Here is a 17,274-nt window from a genome sequence, read left to right on the forward strand (position 1 = left end):
CCCGTTACGCGGAACCGGCCTTCAGGGCCGCCAGCCGGGCCTCCACCTCCGCACTGTCGCCCAGGCTGTCCAACCGCTCGAACTGCGCGTCCAGGGAGGAGGCGGCCAGCTCCTGCTTGCCCAGGGCCTTCGCCTCCTCGCGCCGCACCTTCTCCTCGAAGCGGCTCAGCTCGCTCGTCGGGTCGAGGACGTCGACGTTCTTCACGGCGTCCATCATCGTGTTCTGCGCCTGGGCGGACTTCGCACGCGCCACCAGCTCGTCGCGCTTGGCCCTGAGTTCGGAGAGCTTGGCCTTCATCCGGTCCAGCCCGGTCTTCAGCTTGTCCACGACCTCCGTCTGCGAGGCGATCGTCGGCTCCGCCGTCTTCGCCTCCTGCTCGGACTGGAGCTGCCGGCCCAGCGCCACCTTCGCCAGGTTGTCGAACGTGTCGGCCTCCGCCACCGACCCGGCCCCGCGCAGCTCGTCGGCCTTCCGGCTGGCCGCCAGGGCCTTGCCGCCCCACTCGGCCGCCGCCTCCACGTCCTCCTTGTGGTCCTGCTCCATCAGCCGGAGGTTGCCGATGGTGGCCGCGACCGCCTGCTCGGCCTCCGCGATGTTGTTCGTGTAGTCCCGGATCAGCTGGTCCAGCATCTTCTGGGGGTCCTCGGCCTGATCGAGGAGGGCGTTGATGTTGGCCTTCGCCAGCTGGGTGACGCGGCCGAGGACGGTCTGCTTGGTCATGGGACGGCTCCTTGGAAGTCGTGATCGCTGCGACGGGGATCGCTGCTATGGATGAGGAGAGTGAGGCCCGGTCGTCTCAGAAGCGGCCGCCACCGCCCCGCCGTCCCCGGGTCCCGCCGCCGCCGAAGCTGCCCGGCCCGCCCCCGAAACCACCGGACCGGCCGCCGCCGAAGCCGCCGCCCATGCCACCGCCCCGGCCGCCGCCACCCCCGAACAGTCCGCCGAGGATGATGCCGCCGAGCACGGCCCCGCCCCTGCCGCCGCCCCCGCCTGTCATCCCGCCCAGGCCGCCGGGGCCCTGCGGGGAGCGGAAGCCGCGCACGTCCTGTTCGGCCAGGGCCATCGCCTGTCCGGCCAGCGCGTCCGCCTGCCGCGCCTCGGCCAGCGCCCCCGGCGCGTCCGTGCTCGACAGCTCCCGGGCCCGTTCCCACCGCCGCTGCGCCTCCGCCAGCCGGGTCCGGGCCTGGCTGCCGACCGCACCACGGTTGGTCGTGATGTAGTCGGCCGCCGCCCCGATCGCGGACCGGGCGGTGAGCATCGCGTGGTCGAGGAGGGAACGGGCCTTCGCCGCGCCGCGCTCCTGGTCCCGGGCCCCGGCCAGCGCCTCGTCCAGGGCCGCGTCCGCCTCCTCCACCCGGCGCAGCGCGTCGACCGGGTCGTACGGTCCCGCCCCCATCGCGCCCCGCACATCGGCGAGTACGGCCTCGGCGCGGGCGATCCGGCCGCGCAGATCGGCGGTCGACGTCCCCTCGGCGGCCCCTTCGAGCAGCCCGCCCGCGTCCGCGAGGTCGGTCTCCGTCCCGGTCAGCGCGGCGGGCAGCTTCCGCGCGGCCTCGCCCAGCTCCGCCGCCCGCCGGTCCACCGAGTCCAGCAGCGTGCCTGCCTGGCCCACCGCACCCTCGGCGGCCCGGATGTACACCGCGGCCCGGGAGTTCTCGCCGCCCTCGACCGCCGTACGGGCCTCGCCCACGGCCGAGCCCGCGAAGACGAGCCGGTCCTCGGCCTGGTCGACGTCGGCCGCCACGGGGGCGGCGGCGCCCTCGCCGTACCGCTCGCGCAGCCCGGCGACGGCCGAATCGGCCGACGCGACCCGCCCGGCCAGATCGCGGTGGGTGGCGTCCACGGTGGCCAGAGCCTGCGGAGCGGTACGTTCCAGGGCGCGCAGCCGGTCGAAGTCCTCGGCGACGGTGTCCAGCCCCTCGTTGGCGGTGGCGCACCGCCGCAGGATCTCGTCCAGCATCCGGCGGCGGGTCGCGTCGTCCTCGGGGAAGGCGTCGTCGAGCTGCTGGCGCAACCGGAACGACTGCGTCAGCTCGTCCTTCGCCCGCGCGACCGCCGCCGTGAACGGCTTCGCGGCCTCCTCGCCGAACTGGGCGGTGGCGAAACCGAGTTCCTCCTCGCTCGTGCGCACCGCGTCGTCCGTGTCCACCAACACCTGCTTCGCCTGCGCGTCCAGCTCCGGCAGCGGCGTCGGCGGCTCCGGCGCACCGCCCGCCCCCGCGCCCCGGCCCCAGCCGGTGGCCGCCGGGGTGGTGCGGGTCGTCGTGCGCCGTTTGCGCCGGGCGTATGCGTAGACGCCGACCGCGCCCACGCCCGCGACGACGGCCAACGGAAGGACGAAGTCGCGTGCACCGGTGGAGCCGGAGCCGCCCGTTCCGGGATCGGCGGGTCCCGGGGTGATCGCGGGGGCGGTCACGGGGCGTCCGGCCAGCACGGAGGCGTAGCCGTCGGCCGCGCCGATGGCGGCCCCCGCCCAGTCGTTCTCCCGGAGCGCGGGCTCGATCGCGGCACCCGCCACGTCCCGCAGCTGGGCATCGGTGAGCCGGGAGTCCACGTCGACGGAGTAGGCGTACCGACGGTCGTGGGTGGCGACGGAGAGCAGCACGTCGTCCTGGCCCAGCCCGTTGCGGTCGGCGGTCTCGTCGGTCCAGGTCTGTCCGGACCGGCCGGAGAAATCGCGTACGTACACCACGAAGAGCTGGACGCGCTGCTCGTCGTACAGCCGGTCGAGGGCGTCCTCCACCTGCCCCGTCCGATCGCCCAGGGCGCCGACCCGGTCGGTGATCTGCCCGTCCCGGGAAAGCTCGACGGGGTCGTCGGCGCGCGCGGGCACGGCTGCCGGGAGCACCAGCCAGCCCACGGCGAGCAGCACGGAGGCCAGGGCGGCGAGCGGCGCGGCGGAGAGCGCGGCGAGCCGACGGGGGGTCCGTGGCGGTCGGGCAGACGTCACCTTCGTGAGGTTATGTACGCTTTCGCACCCCCGCGACCCGGCGATCCGGCCGACCGAGCCCGCCGCTCGCTGTCTGCTGCCCGCCGCCCGCCGCCCACGGTGCGCCGCAGCGTCGCACCGGCCCGCTCCGCTGTTCGCATGAAAGGGCGTGGGAAAGCGGTCGGCCCACGCGTGTGCGGGGAGACGAAAGGCCGCCGCCCGTCGTCAGATGGGGCGGACGTGGCGCGCCCCGGGCCCCGGCGCCGGAGGCCGACGGCGCGGACGCCGGCCAGGGGCCCGGCCCCAGGAGAGGCCCGAAGTCCGGAGGTGGCGAGTGACTGGCCTTCAGCTGTCGGTCGTCGTGCCGTGTTTCGACGAGGCCGAGGTCATCGAGTCCTTCCACGCCGCGCTGCTCGGCGTCCTGGACCCCCTCGGGGACAGCTTCGAGATCTGTTACGTCGACGACGGCAGCCGGGACCGCACCCGCCCGCTGCTGAACGCCATCGCCGCCCGTGACCCGCGCGTCCACTACACCGCCTTCAGCCGCAACTTCGGCAAGGAGGCCGCCATGCTCGCGGGCCTGCGCATGTCGCGCGGGGCGGCCGTGGTCATCATGGACGCCGACCTCCAGCACCCGCCCGAGCTGATCCCCCGCATGCTGGAACTGCACCGGCACGGCTACGACCAGGTCATCCCGCGCCGCGACCGCACGGGCGAGGGGATGATCCGCAGCACCCTCAGCCACACCTACTACGCGCTGGTCCGCCGCTGCATGGACGTGGAGCTGATCGATGGCTCGGGAGACTTCCGGCTGCTGTCGCGGCGGGCGGTGGAGAGCGTGCTGTCCCTCCCCGAGAGCAACCGCTTCTCCAAGGGGATCTTCTCCTGGATCGGCTTCGACACGGTCACCTTCCGCTACCGCAACAGCGAACGGGTGGCGGGCCGGTCGAAGTGGGGCAGCAAGCGGCTGCTGAACTACGGCATCGACGGACTGCTCTCCTTCAACAACCGGCCGCTGCGCCTCGCGATCTACACCGGCTTCTGGGTCTTCGTCTCGGCGCTGGCCTACGCCCTGTGGACCGTCGTGCGCGTCGTCCTGCACGGCGTGGACACCCCCGGCTACGCCACCCTGCTCATCGCCGTCGTCGCCCTCAGCGGTATCCAGCTGGTGACGCTCGGGGTGATCGGGGAGTACGTGGGCCGCATCTACCACGAGGCGAAACACCGCCCGCCGTACGTCGTGCGGGAGACCGACGCGACCTGCCGGGCGGTGCTGCCGGACGGCCCACCGCCGCGCCCGCAGCTGACCGGGGGAGGACCGGTCGAAGCCATCGCGGGCTCCGTCACCGGCTCCGGCACGGGCTCCGTCGCCGGCTCTGCCGTCGGCGCCGCCGCCCCGAGCCCCACCCCGACCACGGCGACCGGGTCCCGGGGCCGGTCCCGTACCGTCCGCCAGTTCGGCAGCTTCGTCCTCATCGGCTGCGTGAACACCGCCGTCTACCTCGGCGTCTACGCCTCCCTCAACCGCTGGATGCCCTATCTGACCGCCCACGTCATCGGCTTCGCGGTCAGCATCGTGTGCTCGTTCCTGCTCAACTCCTACGTCACCTGCCGGACGGGACCGACCTGGCACGCGTTCGTCCGCTACCCCCTCTCCAGCCTGGTCAACCTGGTGGCGTCCGGCGCGCTCCTCTACGCGGCGGTCAGCGGCCTCGGGATGGACAAGAACCTCGCGGCGCTGGCGGCCGGCGTGATCGTCACGCCCGTCTCGTTCCTGCTGGCGCGGTGGGCGATCACCTCGGGCCGGGCCAGGGCCGCCGCGGCGGAGCCGCAGGCCGGACCACTGCCCGGCCGTGCGGCGCCCGAGCCGCTGCCCACCCGCTCGTCCCGGAAGGGGTGACGTCCGCGATGTCCGACGACGTGCCCGTGGCCGCCGCCCCGGAGGGGGTGCGGCGGGGCGAGGCGGCGGACCCGGCCGGACGCCCGGCGGGCCGCCCCTGGACGGCGCTCTGGGTGACCGCGCTCGCGCTGCCGCCGCTCGCCCTGCTCGCCGCCGCGTCCTGGTTCGGGCGGTGGGTGAGGCCCGGCGCCGACGACTGGTGCTTCCTGCCCCGGGTACGGGACGACGGCATCAGCGGTCTCGTCGGGCAGTTCTACTTCGACGACAACGGGCGGGTCGCGAACGCGCTCCTGGTCGGCGCGTACGCGAAGTTCCAGATCGCGGGACACCAGTGGTACCCCCTGGTCAGCGGGGTCCTGGTGCTCGCGGTCCTGTGGGCGGTGGCCGTCCTGGCGCTGCGCCGGGCCCGGCTGCGCACCCCGCGCGGGCTGCCGCTCCTGCTCGCGGCCATGACCACCGCGCTGTTCCTGTTCGCCACGCCGAACACGTACAAGACGTTCTACTGGCCCGCGGCGTCGGTCTCGCACACGCTGCCGCCGGTCCTGGCCTGCTCCGCGCTGATTCCGCTGCTGCTCGCCCGTACCCGGCGGGGCCGCGCTCTCGCGGTCACCGTCGCGGTGCTGATGGCGGCCTTCCTCGCCACGCTGTCCGAGGAGACGGCGATCGTCGTGGTGATGGTGCTGCTGGCCGCGCTGGTGGTCTCCGGCCGGGCCGTCCCGACCGCCGACCGGGGGTTCTTCCGGCTGTGGTGTGCCGGGGGCATCGCCGGGACGGTGGCCGGGGCCCTCGTCCTCATCACCTCACCCGGCTCGACGAACCGCAGGGAACGCTTCGGGGCGGAGACCACGTTCCTGCTCGCCCCGGATTCCCTCGCCGCGTCGCTGCGCGCGTTCGCGGAGATCACCGTCGCCACCGTGACGACCTGGCAGTACGTGGGCGCGGTCGCCGCGGGCGTCCTGCTGGGACTGCTCTGCCGCCGGGCGGACGGGACGAGGCCCCGCCCGCCCGCCCACTGGTCGCTGCTCACCTCCGCCGGGCTGGTCACGCTCCTGGTCTCCGGCTACCTCTGCACGGTCATCGCCTACCCCGTCTTCGGCGACCGGGTGAGCGACAGGAGCGCCAACCGGCTCTGGAACGACTACCTCCTGCTGTACGTGATCCTGCTGGCCGGCGCGGGCGCCCTGCTGGGCCTGGCAGTCCGCCGGTACGCCCACCGCACCGCCCCGGCGAAGGCGGTGTGCGCGGCGCTCTGCGTCCTGGTCTGCGTCGGCCCGGCCATCGCCCTGACCGACCTGGGCACCGCGATGCGGTCCCGGGCCGAGAAGTGGGACGCCCAGGACCTCCGCCTGCGCGAGGGGGCGGCGGCCGGGGAGCGGGTCCTGCCGTACGAACGCCTGGTGATCAGCCAGATGCTGGAGCCGTTCAGCAAGGGCGGGGAGCAGTACTGGCCCGGCGGCTGTGTCGCCGAGCTCTACCACCTCGACCGGGTCACGGACGGGGCCCCGGGGCGCTGAGGTCCGGGCGAGACACGGCGCTGCCGGTGACTCTGCAACGGCTTTCCCACGCAGGGGAGTTCACTCGGCGGGGCGGTGCACGCGCGGGATCCCCAGGTCCGGCAGGCCGAGGTGGAAGCCGCGCCCACGGCCGCTCATGGTGCCGTCGTAGGAGCAGGGGCCCGCCCGCGCTGCGGGGAGGCGAGGGACACCGGACGGGCCGGCCGAAGCCGGTCCGGTGCTTCGGCCGACCCCGTTGCCGGGGCGGCGGTCGTCCGACGTACGCCACGGCAGCGGCCGTCGTCCGCCCGGGCGGAGCTGCGGCTCACCGCTCGCCGTGACCGTCGAACCACGCGAGCCCGTCGTGCCACCTCCGGTCACGCTCCCGCCCCGACTGCTCCCACCACGGGTCGCCCCGCTCGCCGAGCGCGACCTTCGCCCGCTGTACGCGTTCGCGCGCCCGGAGCAGCGCGGCGTTGTCTGCCGCGCGCTTCGCCTCCCGTACCGCCCGCCGCGCCGCCATCAGGTGGGAGCGCAGGGCGGCGGCCGCGTCCTCGGGGACGGCCGGGTCGGTCGCCCGCCATCGCCGCCCGTTGATGATGACGTACCGCCCGTCGTCGGTACGGTCCGGGCCGCCGCTTTCCCGCGGCATGTCCTCAGGCATGTCCTCATGGTGCGCCGGTTCCGTCGGGCGCGCCGGTTCCGTGCGGGTGGAGTGGCGAGCGCGGTGGCAGGGTCGAGGTGTGCGCATCTGTCGGATGGGTACCCGAATGTCCGCCCGGTTGTCCTGCGGCCGTTTCCGTCTCGCGCGGACCTCGTCCGGGAGCCCCCACGGAAGGAAGTCATGAGTACGTACCGAGTCGTCAACCCCGCCACCGGTGAGACGGAACAGGAGTACCCCACCGCCACCGACGGCGAGCTGCGCGACGCGCTCGCCCTGGCCGACGACGCGCAGCGCGCCTGGACCGCCCTTCCGGCGGCGGATCGGGCCGATGTGCTGCGGAGGGTCGCGGACCTCTACGAGGAGCGCAAGGACCGACTCGCCGCCATCATCACCCGCGAGATGGGCAAGCCCGTCAAGCAAGCACTCGGGGAGCTCAGTACCGTCGTCTCCATCTACCGCTACTACGCCGATCGGGGCGAGGGCTTCCTGGAGGCGGAGGAGCTGGACGTCGCCTCCGGCGGCCGGGCCGTCATCCGGAAGGAGGCGGTCGGCACCCTGCTGGGGATCATGCCGTGGAACTTCCCGTACTACCAGGTGGCCCGGTTCGCCGCGCCGAACCTGATGCTGGGCAACGCGGTCCTGCTCAAGCACGCCCCGCAGTGTCCGGAGTCGGCGCTGGCGATGGAGCGGATCTTCCTGGACGCGGGCCTGCTCAAGGGCGCGTACGTCAACATCTTCGCCACCAACGAGCAGATCGAGACGCTGATCGGTGACGACCGGATCCAGGGCGTCTCGCTGACGGGATCGGAGCGGGCGGGCGCGGCCGTCGCGGAGATCGCGGGCCGCAACCTGAAGAAGGTCGTGCTGGAGCTGGGCGGCTCCGACCCGTATCTGATCCTCGGGGCGTCGAACATGGAGAAGGTGGTGAAGAACGCGCTGATCGGCCGGATGGGCAACGCGGGCCAGGCATGCAACGCCGCCAAACGCATCATCGCCCTGGACGAGCACTACGACGGCTTCTCGACCGCCTTCACCGAGGCAGTCCGGTCCATCACCGTCGGCGACCCCGCCGACCCCGGCACCTTCATGGGCCCCCTCTCGTCGGAGAGGGCGCTGGAGACCCTGGACGAGCAGGTCCAGGACGCGATCTCCAAGGGGGCCACGGTGCTGGCCGGCGGCAAGCGCATCGACCGCCCCGGCGCCTGGTACGAGCCCACCGTGCTCGCGGGCATCACCCCCGACATGCGGGCCTACAAGGAGGAGCTGTTCGGGCCGGTGGCCCTGCTGTTCAAGGTCGGTTCCGAGGAGGAGGCCGTCGACTTCGCCAACAGCTCGCCGTACGGTCTCAGCGCCTCGATCCAGACCGACGACGATGCCCAGGCCGAGCGGGTGGCCCGGCGTCTGCAGACCGGCATGGTCTTCGTCGGCGCTCCGTCCGGCACCGCGCCGGAGCTGCCGTTCGGCGGGGTCAAGCGATCCGGCTTCGGGCGGGAGCTGGGCCGGTTCGGCATGGAGGAGTTCGCCAACCACAAGCTGGTCCGGCTGGTGCGCTGACGCCCGGCCGGAGGCCTGGCTCGGGGGCGAGAAGAGCTCCAGGGTGGTTGCGTAGTCGATCACGACCACCGTGCCCTCCGGTCCGCCGACCGCAGGCCCCGCACGTGAGGGGAGCGCCGTGGCGTCAGAGGCCGCAGCTGGGCGCGGACCAGAAGCGGCCGCTGCCCCCGGCGACGTGGGTGTGGTCGTTGTGGCCCGGGTAGCCCGGGCCGAGGATCTCGGTGAAGCCGTGGTTGCGGGCGGCCAGGGCGAGGGCGCAGAAGCCCTGGGATCCCGCGCCGAGGTCCGCCGCATGTCCGTACAGGTGGCGGCTGTTGGCGGCGCCGCCGACCGCGCTGTTGCAGGACACGCTGCGGAAGCCGCCGTTGACGGTGATGGGCCGGTCACCCATGGCGTGCCGCATGGCCTGGAGCTTCCACATGGTGACCAGAGCGTTGGCGCGGGCGGTGGCGGCGCTGACCTTGCCCCCGGACCAGTCGGAGTTGCAGCGGTTCAGCTCGGCGTAGGTGAAGTTGACCGGGGTGCAGTCGTCGTCCTGCAGTTGGTAGATCTTGTTGAACGTCGCGGATCCGGCGATGCCGTCGGCGGCAAGACCGTACGCGGCCTGGAAGCGGGTCACGGCCGCCTTCGTGGCCGGGCCGAACGCTCCGTCGATGGCGATCTGGTTGCCGGTGCCGGGGTAGCCCGCGACCCGGATCTGGAGCTGACGTACCGCCTCACCGCTGGAGCCCTCCCGGAGGGTTCCGCTCCAGGTGTAACAGCCGTCGGCCGCACGGGCCGTGCCGACCGAGGCGGAACCGGGCTCCGGGGTGGGGGACTGGCTCGCGGAGGCGGTGGCGGTGGTTCCGCCCAACGCCAGGGCCGCGCCGGCGAGGGTGGAGAGGAGGAATCCGATGGGGCGTGATCGCATGGGGGTGACACCTCATTGTCGTCAGCGTTCCACAGGGGATTCCGAGCCTCGAACGCGTACGTCATCAATGTCAAGGTCATGTCAACATGCTGCCAGGGGGATCGGGGGAAGCCCCCCGCCGCCCGGGGCGCGATACGTTCGGTGCCCGCGAGAAGCGGCCGACGCCTCCACGCCAGGGTGTCCGGCGCCTCCACGTCCGGGTGTGCCGGCGCCTCCACGTCCGGGTGTGGCGCCGGGTCAGCCCGCCGTCTCGCCCCAGCCCAGCGGATGGGACCCAGGGCTGTCGTCCGGCGGTCGCGCGGGCCGCTCACCGCCCGCGCTGTTGAAGTCCGTCAGCGCACTGATCAACGCCGTCCGCTGGTCCGGGGAGAGACGCTGAACGATCGAGGCGATCTCCTCACGCCGGCGCGCGGTGACGCTCTCCACCGTGCGACGCCCCTCAGTAGTCAGCCGAAGCAGGGTTTCGCGGCGGTTGTCCGGATTGGTCTGCCGGTCGGCGAGCCCCGCAGTGATCAGCCGGTCGATCATGCGCATCGCCGTGGACGGGGCCACGCCCAGCAGCTCCGCCAGCGTGACGAGCTTGGTGTCACCCCGGGAAGAGAGCACCACCAGCATCCGGAACTGGGGAAGGGTCACCCGCTCCTCCACCTCCGCCAAGGAACGCGCCGAGACCGCGACCAACAGCCGGGAGGCCGTCAGCACCGCCTCGGTCACCGCGTCCACATCGTCCATGCGCTCCGCCGGAGCGGCTTTCCTGCTCATGGCACCTTTCTATCCCGCGGCCCGCCGTGATGGAGCACCGCGGGGCGCGGCTGCGCGGAGTCACCGTCGCCGGTAGCGCAGCAGCAGCATCGCCGCGTCGTCGTGCAAGGGGCCGTTGGCGTGCCGCACCACGTCCTCGCGCAGGGCTTCCAGAGCTTGTTCGGTATCCGCCTCGCCGAGGAGTCCGGCTCGTTCCCGCAAGGGGTAGAAGGCTCCGTCGGCGTCACGCGCTTCGGTGACCCCGTCGGTGTAGAGGAGGAGCTGGTCGCCCGGAGCGAACCTGGTCCGGTGGGTCCGGGGAGGTTCTCCACCGTGCATGCCCAGGCCCAGCGGCAGGGCGTAGGCGGGCGGGGGAGGGAGATCGGTGGAGCCGTCGGTGCGTACGATCATGGGCGGGGGGTGTCCGCAGTTCAGGAGGACGGCGACCTGCTCGTCGGTGTGGATCTCGGCAATGATGGCCGTGACGAACTTCTCTCCGTCCTCTTCGCGGGCCACGGTGCGCTCCAGCCTGGTGGCGAGTGCGGTCAGATCCGGCTCGTCGTGCGCCGCCTCCCGGAACACGCCCAGGACGGAGGCCGCCGTCGCCACGGCGGCGAGGCCCTTGCCCTGGACGTCACCGACGATGACGCGGACTCCGTACGGCGATGCCACCACCTCGTACAGATCGCCGCCGATGCGTGACTCCGCGACCGCGGACGTGTAGGAGACCGCGGTCCGCAGTTCCCCGACGTGGCGGGGCACGGGACGCATCAGCACGCTCTGTGTCACCTCGGCGATCGAGCGCACACCGGCCAGCTCCGCCTCGCGCCGCGCCCGGGAGCCCGCGGCCAGGGCGCCGGCCAGCGTGACTCCGGCGACGGAGGCCATGGCCGTCCAGCCCCGCCGGGTGTCGAAGAGCCCGTCGTACACACCCAGACCGGCGCACAGCAGCAGCGCCACCCCACCGATGGCGGCGGTACGCCGCCAGGTGCCGATCAGCCCGGCGAAGGCGGGACCGAGGGAGACCAGCGGCAGGAATCCGCCCTCCGGGCCCGCCGCGAGGTCGATCCCGGCGACGACCACCATCACCATGATCGGCAGCCAGGACAGCACGGCTCCGCCGTCCCTTCGCTTCCCAGTGATCACGGCGCTCCTAGCAGACAGACGTCCTGGGGTGGGCCGTCGTCCCTGGCCCCCCAGCTTTAGATTATGCAAAGATTGCCCATGCTAAAGGTTGGCTCCGGCTTCCGTTACGCAATCGGTTCTCCTGTACGACGCGTGGAGGTGGTTCGATGAGAACAGAACGACACGGCGTCCATCACAACCTTCCACCGCCGGGTGGCTGGCGGCGACACGTAGCACGTCTGCCTCGGGCCTTCTTCCGTGTGGGACTCGGGCCGGTGCTGGGCCGTCGTCTGCTGCTCCTGCACCACACCGCCAGAGACGACGGTCACACCCATCACACCGTGCTGGAGATCATCACCTACGACGCGGAGCGCGGCTGCTGGATCCTGGCCTCCTCCGCTGACGCGCCCTGGTACCTGGACCTTCTGGCGGCACCCATGACGACCGTCCAGGTCGGCAACCATCACTACGCCGTGACCGCCCACTTCCCGGACGCCGGCGAAGCCGCCGAGATCGTGGGGAGAGGCGGCACGGGCGGGCGGCGCCGTGCGCGACGCGCATGCCCCGTGGGCCGCATGGCCGAGAACTCCGACGCCCGGACGGGTGGGCGGGCGGGGAAGCCTCCCACTCTCGTGCGCCTCGACGCAGCCCGAGGCCAACGCCTCCCCTGACCAGCGCGGATGCTCCATCGGAGGCGCTGTTATGGTCGGTCGTACGCCGCGCCCGATGCTGACCACATCGGTGCCCTGCGGCTCACCGACAGGGGAAATGCACGGGGGAGTGAGTGCGCGCCGCGCGTCGCGTCCGGGGGGAAGCCCGGTGGTTCGCCGGTGAACTGAGCGAGTTCTTCCGTCATCAGTCACAGGAAGGACGTGCTTCGGCATGACATCGGTTTCTGGGCCGGGTTCCACGGGTTCCACAGGCGGCACGGGTTCCACGGACTCCACGGACTCCACGGACTCCATGGGTTCCACCGACTCCACGGGTTCCTCGACCGGCGAGGTGAAGACTCTCCCGTTCGTGGTGACCCTCGTCGTCTCGGTCGCCACGGTCTTCGTGTGCGGGGAGTTCTTCGGCTTCCCGTGGTGGCTGCGCCTGATCACGGTCGTAGGCGTCGGCCTCGCCCTGGAGGCCGCGAACCAGGCCGTGGGCCGCGCCCGTGCCCGGAAAAGGGCGCTCTGAAGGCCGCACCGGGCCGGTCCATCCGGCGGCTGTCACGCTCCGGACAACAGGAAAGCCCCGCCGTGCGCGACGGGGCTTCCGGTGGGGCGGTGGCGATCAGGCGGCGGTGCCGAAGCCCCCGGCCTTGACGCCCGCCACGAAGGCGGCGAACGCGGTGGCGGGGACGCCGAGGGCCGGGCCGCCCGGGTTCTTCGAGTCGCGTACGGGGACGATGCCGGTGGCGGACGCGGTACGCGGGGCCCACTCGACGCACGAACCGCCGTTGTCGCTGTAGGAGGACTTGACCCACTGCGGGGTCGTGGATTCGCTCGTCACGGGGTGCCCTTTCGATGCTGGTGGATCATGTCCACGGTATCTGTCTGCGACAGAGACACGGCCTGCAACTGATGGTAGGCCCTCACCATCGGGATGACAGAGCTGAGTTCGCGGTCCAGGTGGCCCTGTGTCTCGGACTCGACGTAGGAGACGACGGACCGGTCCTGGAGCGTCAGCAGATTCACCAGCCGGTTGAAGGGCCGCTGCTCGCCGACGCCGAACGGGACGATCTGCAGCATGGTGTGGGACTGGGCGGCGAAGTCGACCAGGTGCTGCAACTGGGCGTCCATCACGGCGGGGCTGCCGATCGGGCGGCGGATGCAGCTCTCGTCCAGCACCGCGATCAGCATCGGCGGCACGGTGCGTAACAGCGCGCCCTGCCGCTCCATGAGCAACGAGACGCGCTGATCGGCCTGGTCGGGGGTGATGACGCCCCGGTCGACCGCCCCGCGCGCCAGCGCCTCCGCGTACTCCCGGGTCTGCAACAGCCCCGGGATGACGCCCACCTCGAACAGCCGGATCTCCGCCGCCCGGCCCTCCAGCGCCACGTACTCCGGGAAGCCCTGCAACAGCACCCCGTGCTTGATCTTGCGCCACTCGCGCTCGAACGAATCAGCGGTTCCCGTATATCCCATCGCCACATCAACGGCGATCGAGAACCTGCGAGTTGGGGACTTGTGACACAATTCCACGCCGGAAACGTGCCGCCCCGTGTAGCCGATGCGCCCGCCGAGTTCGTCCTGTTTCCAGCCCCGAGCCTCCCGCTCCCTACGCAGGCGTGCGCCGTAGGCCGCCTCCGGCCCCCCGTCGGGGTTCACTTCCTTGCGGTTGACCAACGTATCCCCCGGTTCCGAAACGTTGAAGACGTATCCACGCTAGGCCACGCTGAGTCGCCCCGGTAGTCGTTCGGCTACAGAGAGGAGCGAACGGTGTACGGCGAGAACGCCAGCTCGAAAACGGAGCGACCCTTACCCGTCCCGGACCCCGGGACCCTGCTCGCGGACACCAGTCGCGGTGACCGCGTGGGGGAGTTCCAGGGTGTCGCCGGCCCGTACTGGTCCCTCCGGCCGGTCGGCGGCGGGCGCGAGTGGGAAGTCGAACCCCGTTACGTACGGCCCGCGTTGCTCATGGAGCAGCTTCGGGCCCGTACCGCGCGGCTCAACGCCCGCAGTCGGGGAGAAGTGCTGTGAGGCCGGGCCGGGCCGGCGCGGGCCGCGCGAGGGTGCTGGACTACGTCGCGGCCGTCACGGTGACGGGCGGCGGCCGGGCTCTGCCGCTCGGAGGGGTCGCCCTCCCGAACCGCCGCCTCGTCCTCCGCTGGCTCCGGCGGCAGGCCCTGCGGCTGGCGGACGCGCACGGGCACAGCCTGCCCCCGGCCGCCCCGTGGCTCGGGACCAGGGACGTACGGCCGGTCGCCTTCCACGGCTCCGACGCTCCTGAGGCGCTCCGGGCGTGGGCGGGCGACCACGGCAGCCAGGACCACGCCCTGAACGCGCTGGAATCCGGGCTCCCCGCCCTGCTCACCGTGGTCGACCCCTTCGTGGGGCTCCGCGTCACCCTCGGCGCGTGGCCCGTGGATCTGTGGGGGTGGGCGGCGGCGGCCTCGGCGGACCACCCGTCCCCGCCTCGCCCCCGTACGGAAGGGGCCTGACCGCGTGCTGCAATGCACTGCCGTGACCCAAGTCCCTTACGCGGAAGCGCTGCTGGCGCTCGCCACGATGGAGGGCGGGCCCGCGCATCCCCCCGATGTCGTGGAGGCGGAGGACTTCGTCCTGTGCGAGCTGGGCGACCACGACGAGTCGGCCGAGCACGCCGCGCACCTGTGGACGGCGGACACCCCGGACGACCAGGACCTGTGGTTCCTCTGGTCGGGGGCCGGGGCCCACCGCGTCCACCGGCTCGACACGCTGCGTCTCTGCCCCGCCGTGCTCCGCGAACTGGCGACCCACACGGTCACGACGTGCGCGTTCTTCGACCACCACCCTGGGCCGCACTCCTTCTCCGTGACCGACCCGCTCGGCGACCTCATCGCCGAACACGTCCACAGTGAGGTCCGGCGACTCGTCTCCGAGGACGACGATCCCGGCGCGCCCGACGCCTCCGACGTATCCGACGTACCTGATGTTCCCGACACCGACGCGCCCTGACGGCGACCGGAGGATTCCCGTCCCATGGACCAGTGCACCGCCGCAACCCTGCTGCCGCCCCCGGAGTTCGTGACCCGGCTCGCCGTTGCCGGCGGCAGTCGCCCGGAAGTGGGACACCTTCTCTGCGAGCTGGCCGCCGGCCACGACGGCGACCACGCGATGGCGTTGTGGGACAACGACGCGAACCGCACCGCCGTCTGGGCCCGCTGGAGCGGTGAGCAGGCGATCCTGGCGGAGCTGGGCTGGTGCGGTGTGATCGACCCCCGGGGCGAGGACGCGTGCGGGCTGTTCACCGGCCACCCCTCCGCCCACGACTGGGGCATCGTCGATCCGACGCTCGTGGCCGTGGACGCCCTGCTCGCTCAGGAGCACCCCCATCTCGCGCCCCGTGGCCGCAGGTGATGAGCAGGCCTGCGGTGACGGTCCCGACCGTCGGCCGGGGTCGTCACAGCGTTGCCGGAAGCGGAAGCGGAAGCGGAACCGGAATCGGGATCAGGCGCGGCCGGTGGCCTCCATGACCTTCTTCTTCATCGCCTTGTCGTCGTAGACGGTGACCGTCACCTTTCTGCCCTCCGGGATGTCCAGGTTCACCTTCCTGACGTCAATGACGTTGGACGTGCTCGGAGCGGCGTACAGTCCCCACTTTCCGCCGTCACCCTCGTAGGACACCTTGTAGTACAAGGTGTCACCGTCGTTCTTCACGTCGTACACGTAGAGAATTTCGCCGTACGGGTGGAACTCGACCTTGGCCACCTCGTGACGGCTGGCGTTGCCGTGGATGACCTTGAACCCCGCCCCGCCCGCATCCTTTTCGAAGTAGGTTCCGTCGATGTTGTCGTTGAACCGGCAGGGACAGTAGTCCGTCACCGCGGACACGCGGTCCAGGAGGGTCAGTCCGGAGTAGGCGTTGGCGGGTGTGGCGGTCATGGTGACGACGGTCGCCGCGGCGGACGCCATTGCGGCCAGGGACGCGATGGTGCGATTGCGCATCTTCATCCTTCGATGGGTGGGACGGTGAACTGTGCGTGTTTCCGGGTGGCGTTCGAGCTCGGTTCAGGTCACCCGGCGGCTGTCGCAGCGGCAGCGGTGCCCCCGCCCGTCTGTCTGCCCGTCATGCTCCGTCGTGCTGCCGCCGGGTGGCTCGACAGATGCTCGCGCCGGGACGAGATCCCCCGGTAGAGCAGTGGGACCGGTTGGGACATGATGGGAAGCGGGACACGTCAACAGATCCTGGACCAGGGGACACCGCGTGGGAGGACGAGCGATGGCGGGACAGGCTGGGAGACCCGGGGCCGGGAAGCCGTCCCGGGAAGCCGGACTTCTGACTGAACAACTCCGTTTGCTGCGGCGGCGCAACGGAATGACCCTCGCCACGCTCGCCCACCGGACGAGCTACAGCAAGTCGTCGTGGGGGCGCTACCTCAGCGGCAAGGCACTGCCGCCCCGGCAGGCGGTGCGGGAATTCGCCCAGGCGGTTTCGGTGAAACCCGACCGTCTGCTCCTCCTGCTGGAGATCGCCGAGCGCGGGCAGTCGCAGCCGGACGGAAAGGCCCCGGGGGACGCCGTCGCCGAGGTGTCGCCGTCGGCCGGCCGGGATCCCGATGCCGATACGGATACCGATCCCGAGACCGATCCGGTGGCGGGAGCGGAGGCGGCCCCGGCCCCGGAGACGGAGTCGCCCGCGCCTCACGCCCCTGCCGTCGCACGCCGGAGGCCCCGGCGCTGGGGCCTCATCGTCGGGGCAGCCACCGGAGCCGGGATGGCCGCCGGACTGCTCGCGGGCATGCTCGTCGGTGCCCCGGAGAGCCAGGGGGAGCCGGCGTCCAGAGGAAGTTCCGCGAAGTGCACCGGGTTCGAATGCCGGAACAAGGACGCCCAGGGCATGGAGTGCCACATCGGGGTGTGGACCGCCGCGGCGGAGAAGGTCGACGGAATCCACCTCGAACTGCGCTACAGCCCTCGCTGCGGAGCCGCGTGGGCCAGGATCACCGAGGGCCGGGTCGGGGACACGGCACGGGTCGAGGGGCAGCACGACCACTCGGCCGCCCGCGCGATCACCTACGACCGGGACACCTACTCACCGATGGTCGAAGCCCCCTACCCCGCGGCCGCCCGGGCCTGCGTGGTCATCAAGGACGGGGGCAAGGAGGTCTGCACCGCCCACGGCGGTGCTTCGCCGCTGCCCGCAGCGGTCACCGACGAGCGGAAGCCGTAGAGAGCCACCGTCTGCCCGGGGCCGGGCAGACGGCGGGTGGTGGAGCTTCGGTCCATCGCCGATCCGACGCTGGTGGCCGTGGACGCCCTGCTCGCTCA

Annotated in this window: 19 protein-coding genes; 10 read left to right on the top strand and 9 right to left on the bottom strand. The window is 72.2% G+C overall.

Annotated features, from left to right (window positions below; genetic code table 11):
* Positions 1–4: 4 nt before the first annotated feature.
* A complete protein-coding gene (locus CCZ36_RS23410; RefSeq protein ID WP_128818495.1) occupies positions 5–721 on the bottom strand; it encodes a PspA/IM30 family protein in 717 nt (238 codons plus the stop codon).
* A gap of 76 nt (positions 722–797) precedes the next feature.
* Entirely contained in the window at positions 798–2,873 is a 2,076-nt protein-coding gene (locus CCZ36_RS23415; protein ID WP_373297606.1) for a TPM domain-containing protein, read from the bottom strand.
* A 391-nt stretch (positions 2,874–3,264) separates the two neighbouring features.
* Between CCZ36_RS23415 and CCZ36_RS23420 the strand changes: the two genes are divergently transcribed.
* A complete protein-coding gene (locus CCZ36_RS23420; protein WP_128818496.1) occupies positions 3,265–4,830 on the top strand; it encodes a glycosyltransferase in 1,566 nt (521 codons plus the stop codon).
* Positions 4,831–4,838: 8 nt separating this feature from the next.
* On the top strand, positions 4,839–6,344 hold the full coding sequence (locus CCZ36_RS23425) for a DUF6056 family protein (protein ID WP_069738355.1): 1,506 nt from the start codon (positions 4,839–4,841) through the stop codon (positions 6,342–6,344).
* Between the two features lie 304 nt (positions 6,345–6,648).
* Here the strand turns inward: CCZ36_RS23425 and CCZ36_RS23435 are convergent, their stop codons facing one another.
* Positions 6,649–6,975 carry a hypothetical protein gene (locus tag CCZ36_RS23435; RefSeq protein WP_128819703.1) on the bottom strand — a complete coding sequence of 109 codons (327 nt, stop codon included), beginning with the start codon at positions 6,973–6,975 and terminating at the stop codon, positions 6,649–6,651.
* Positions 6,976–7,167: 192 nt separating this feature from the next.
* Here CCZ36_RS23435 and CCZ36_RS23440 point away from each other — a divergent pair, with 192 nt between their 5' ends.
* Positions 7,168–8,541 (top strand): NAD-dependent succinate-semialdehyde dehydrogenase, encoded by a 1,374-nt coding sequence (locus CCZ36_RS23440; protein ID WP_128818498.1) that lies wholly within the window; start codon positions 7,168–7,170, stop codon positions 8,539–8,541.
* Positions 8,542–8,665: 124 nt separating this feature from the next.
* Here the strand turns inward: CCZ36_RS23440 and CCZ36_RS23445 are convergent, their stop codons facing one another.
* The 3 genes from CCZ36_RS23445 to CCZ36_RS23455 all read right to left on the bottom strand — a co-directional run bounded on the left by CCZ36_RS23445 (position 8,666) and on the right by CCZ36_RS23455 (position 11,284).
* Positions 8,666–9,451, bottom strand: coding sequence for a D-Ala-D-Ala carboxypeptidase family metallohydrolase (locus tag CCZ36_RS23445; RefSeq protein ID WP_069738317.1), 786 nt, complete (start codon positions 9,449–9,451; stop codon positions 8,666–8,668).
* A 237-nt stretch (positions 9,452–9,688) separates the two neighbouring features.
* Positions 9,689–10,213, bottom strand: coding sequence for a MarR family winged helix-turn-helix transcriptional regulator (locus tag CCZ36_RS23450; RefSeq protein ID WP_069738318.1), 525 nt, complete (start codon positions 10,211–10,213; stop codon positions 9,689–9,691).
* 60 nt (positions 10,214–10,273) lie between these two features.
* Complete coding sequence (locus tag CCZ36_RS23455; RefSeq protein WP_069738356.1) at positions 10,274–11,284, bottom strand: PP2C family protein-serine/threonine phosphatase; 1,011 nt, start codon at positions 11,282–11,284, stop codon at positions 10,274–10,276.
* A gap of 308 nt (positions 11,285–11,592) precedes the next feature.
* On the opposite strand from CCZ36_RS23455, the gene CCZ36_RS23460 reads away from it, so the two are divergent.
* Both CCZ36_RS23460 and CCZ36_RS23465 read left to right on the top strand, forming a co-directional pair.
* Complete coding sequence (locus CCZ36_RS23460; RefSeq protein WP_234427778.1) at positions 11,593–11,988, top strand: nitroreductase family deazaflavin-dependent oxidoreductase; 396 nt, start codon at positions 11,593–11,595, stop codon at positions 11,986–11,988.
* A 211-nt stretch (positions 11,989–12,199) separates the two neighbouring features.
* Positions 12,200–12,499: a hypothetical protein gene (locus CCZ36_RS23465; protein ID WP_237302731.1), complete on the top strand. Its 300-nt coding sequence runs from the start codon at positions 12,200–12,202 to the stop codon at positions 12,497–12,499.
* Positions 12,500–12,595: 96 nt separating this feature from the next.
* Here the strand turns inward: CCZ36_RS23465 and CCZ36_RS23470 are convergent, their stop codons facing one another.
* Positions 12,596–12,814, bottom strand: coding sequence for a DUF397 domain-containing protein (locus CCZ36_RS23470; RefSeq protein ID WP_128818500.1), 219 nt, complete (start codon positions 12,812–12,814; stop codon positions 12,596–12,598).
* Positions 12,811–13,650: a DUF5753 domain-containing protein gene (locus CCZ36_RS23475; protein ID WP_128818501.1), complete on the bottom strand. Its 840-nt coding sequence runs from the start codon at positions 13,648–13,650 to the stop codon at positions 12,811–12,813. The genes CCZ36_RS23470 and CCZ36_RS23475 overlap by 4 nt, the downstream gene beginning before the upstream one ends.
* Before the next feature lie 93 nt (positions 13,651–13,743).
* Here CCZ36_RS23475 and CCZ36_RS23480 point away from each other — a divergent pair, with 93 nt between their 5' ends.
* The 4 genes from CCZ36_RS23480 to CCZ36_RS23495 are packed head-to-tail and all read left to right on the top strand — an operon-like array spanning position 13,744 to position 15,363.
* Positions 13,744–14,004, top strand: a complete 261-nt coding sequence (locus tag CCZ36_RS23480; RefSeq protein WP_069743506.1) for a hypothetical protein — start codon at positions 13,744–13,746, stop codon at positions 14,002–14,004.
* On the top strand, positions 14,001–14,465 hold the full coding sequence (locus CCZ36_RS23485) for a hypothetical protein (RefSeq protein ID WP_237302732.1): 465 nt from the start codon (positions 14,001–14,003) through the stop codon (positions 14,463–14,465). Before CCZ36_RS23480 ends, CCZ36_RS23485 begins: the two co-directional genes overlap by 4 nt.
* Before the next feature lie 4 nt (positions 14,466–14,469).
* Positions 14,470–14,961: a hypothetical protein gene (locus CCZ36_RS23490; RefSeq protein ID WP_128818502.1), complete on the top strand. Its 492-nt coding sequence runs from the start codon at positions 14,470–14,472 to the stop codon at positions 14,959–14,961.
* Between the two features lie 24 nt (positions 14,962–14,985).
* Positions 14,986–15,363: a hypothetical protein gene (locus CCZ36_RS23495; RefSeq protein WP_128818503.1), complete on the top strand. Its 378-nt coding sequence runs from the start codon at positions 14,986–14,988 to the stop codon at positions 15,361–15,363.
* A 90-nt stretch (positions 15,364–15,453) separates the two neighbouring features.
* On the opposite strand, the gene CCZ36_RS23500 is transcribed toward CCZ36_RS23495, so the two are convergent.
* Entirely contained in the window at positions 15,454–15,951 is a 498-nt protein-coding gene (locus tag CCZ36_RS23500; protein ID WP_234427776.1) for a hypothetical protein, read from the bottom strand.
* 274 nt (positions 15,952–16,225) lie between these two features.
* Here CCZ36_RS23500 and CCZ36_RS23505 point away from each other — a divergent pair, with 274 nt between their 5' ends.
* On the top strand, positions 16,226–17,176 hold the full coding sequence (locus CCZ36_RS23505; protein WP_256094884.1) for a helix-turn-helix domain-containing protein: 951 nt from the start codon (positions 16,226–16,228) through the stop codon (positions 17,174–17,176).
* The last annotated feature ends 98 nt before the right edge of the window (positions 17,177–17,274 follow it).

The sequence above is a fragment of the Streptomyces sp. S063 genome, from assembly GCF_002832675.1.
Taxonomy (GTDB): domain Bacteria; phylum Actinomycetota; class Actinomycetes; order Streptomycetales; family Streptomycetaceae; genus Streptomyces; species Streptomyces sindenensis.

Bases quoted from the DNA above. Each gene is read 5' to 3' on its own strand.
- CCZ36_RS23440 (WP_128818498.1), top strand. From the start codon at position 7,168: ATGAGTACGTACCGAGTCGTCAACCCCGCCACCGGTGAGACGGAACAG.
- CCZ36_RS23495 (WP_128818503.1), top strand. From the start codon at position 14,986: ATGGACCAGTGCACCGCCGCAACCCTGCTGCCGCCCCCGGAGTTCGTG.
- CCZ36_RS23435 (WP_128819703.1), bottom strand. From the start codon at position 6,975: ATGCCGCGGGAAAGCGGCGGCCCGGACCGTACCGACGACGGGCGGTAC.
- CCZ36_RS23455 (WP_069738356.1), bottom strand. From the start codon at position 11,284: ATGGTGATGGTGGTCGTCGCCGGGATCGACCTCGCGGCGGGCCCGGAG.
- CCZ36_RS23445 (WP_069738317.1), bottom strand. From the start codon at position 9,451: ATGCGATCACGCCCCATCGGATTCCTCCTCTCCACCCTCGCCGGCGCG.
- CCZ36_RS23410 (WP_128818495.1), bottom strand. From the start codon at position 721: ATGACCAAGCAGACCGTCCTCGGCCGCGTCACCCAGCTGGCGAAGGCC.
- CCZ36_RS23450 (WP_069738318.1), bottom strand. From the start codon at position 10,213: ATGAGCAGGAAAGCCGCTCCGGCGGAGCGCATGGACGATGTGGACGCG.
- CCZ36_RS23505 (WP_256094884.1), top strand. From the start codon at position 16,226: ATGGCGGGACAGGCTGGGAGACCCGGGGCCGGGAAGCCGTCCCGGGAA.
- CCZ36_RS23465 (WP_237302731.1), top strand. From the start codon at position 12,200: ATGACATCGGTTTCTGGGCCGGGTTCCACGGGTTCCACAGGCGGCACG.
- CCZ36_RS23500 (WP_234427776.1), bottom strand. From the start codon at position 15,951: ATGCGCAATCGCACCATCGCGTCCCTGGCCGCAATGGCGTCCGCCGCG.
- CCZ36_RS23425 (WP_069738355.1), top strand. From the start codon at position 4,839: ATGTCCGACGACGTGCCCGTGGCCGCCGCCCCGGAGGGGGTGCGGCGG.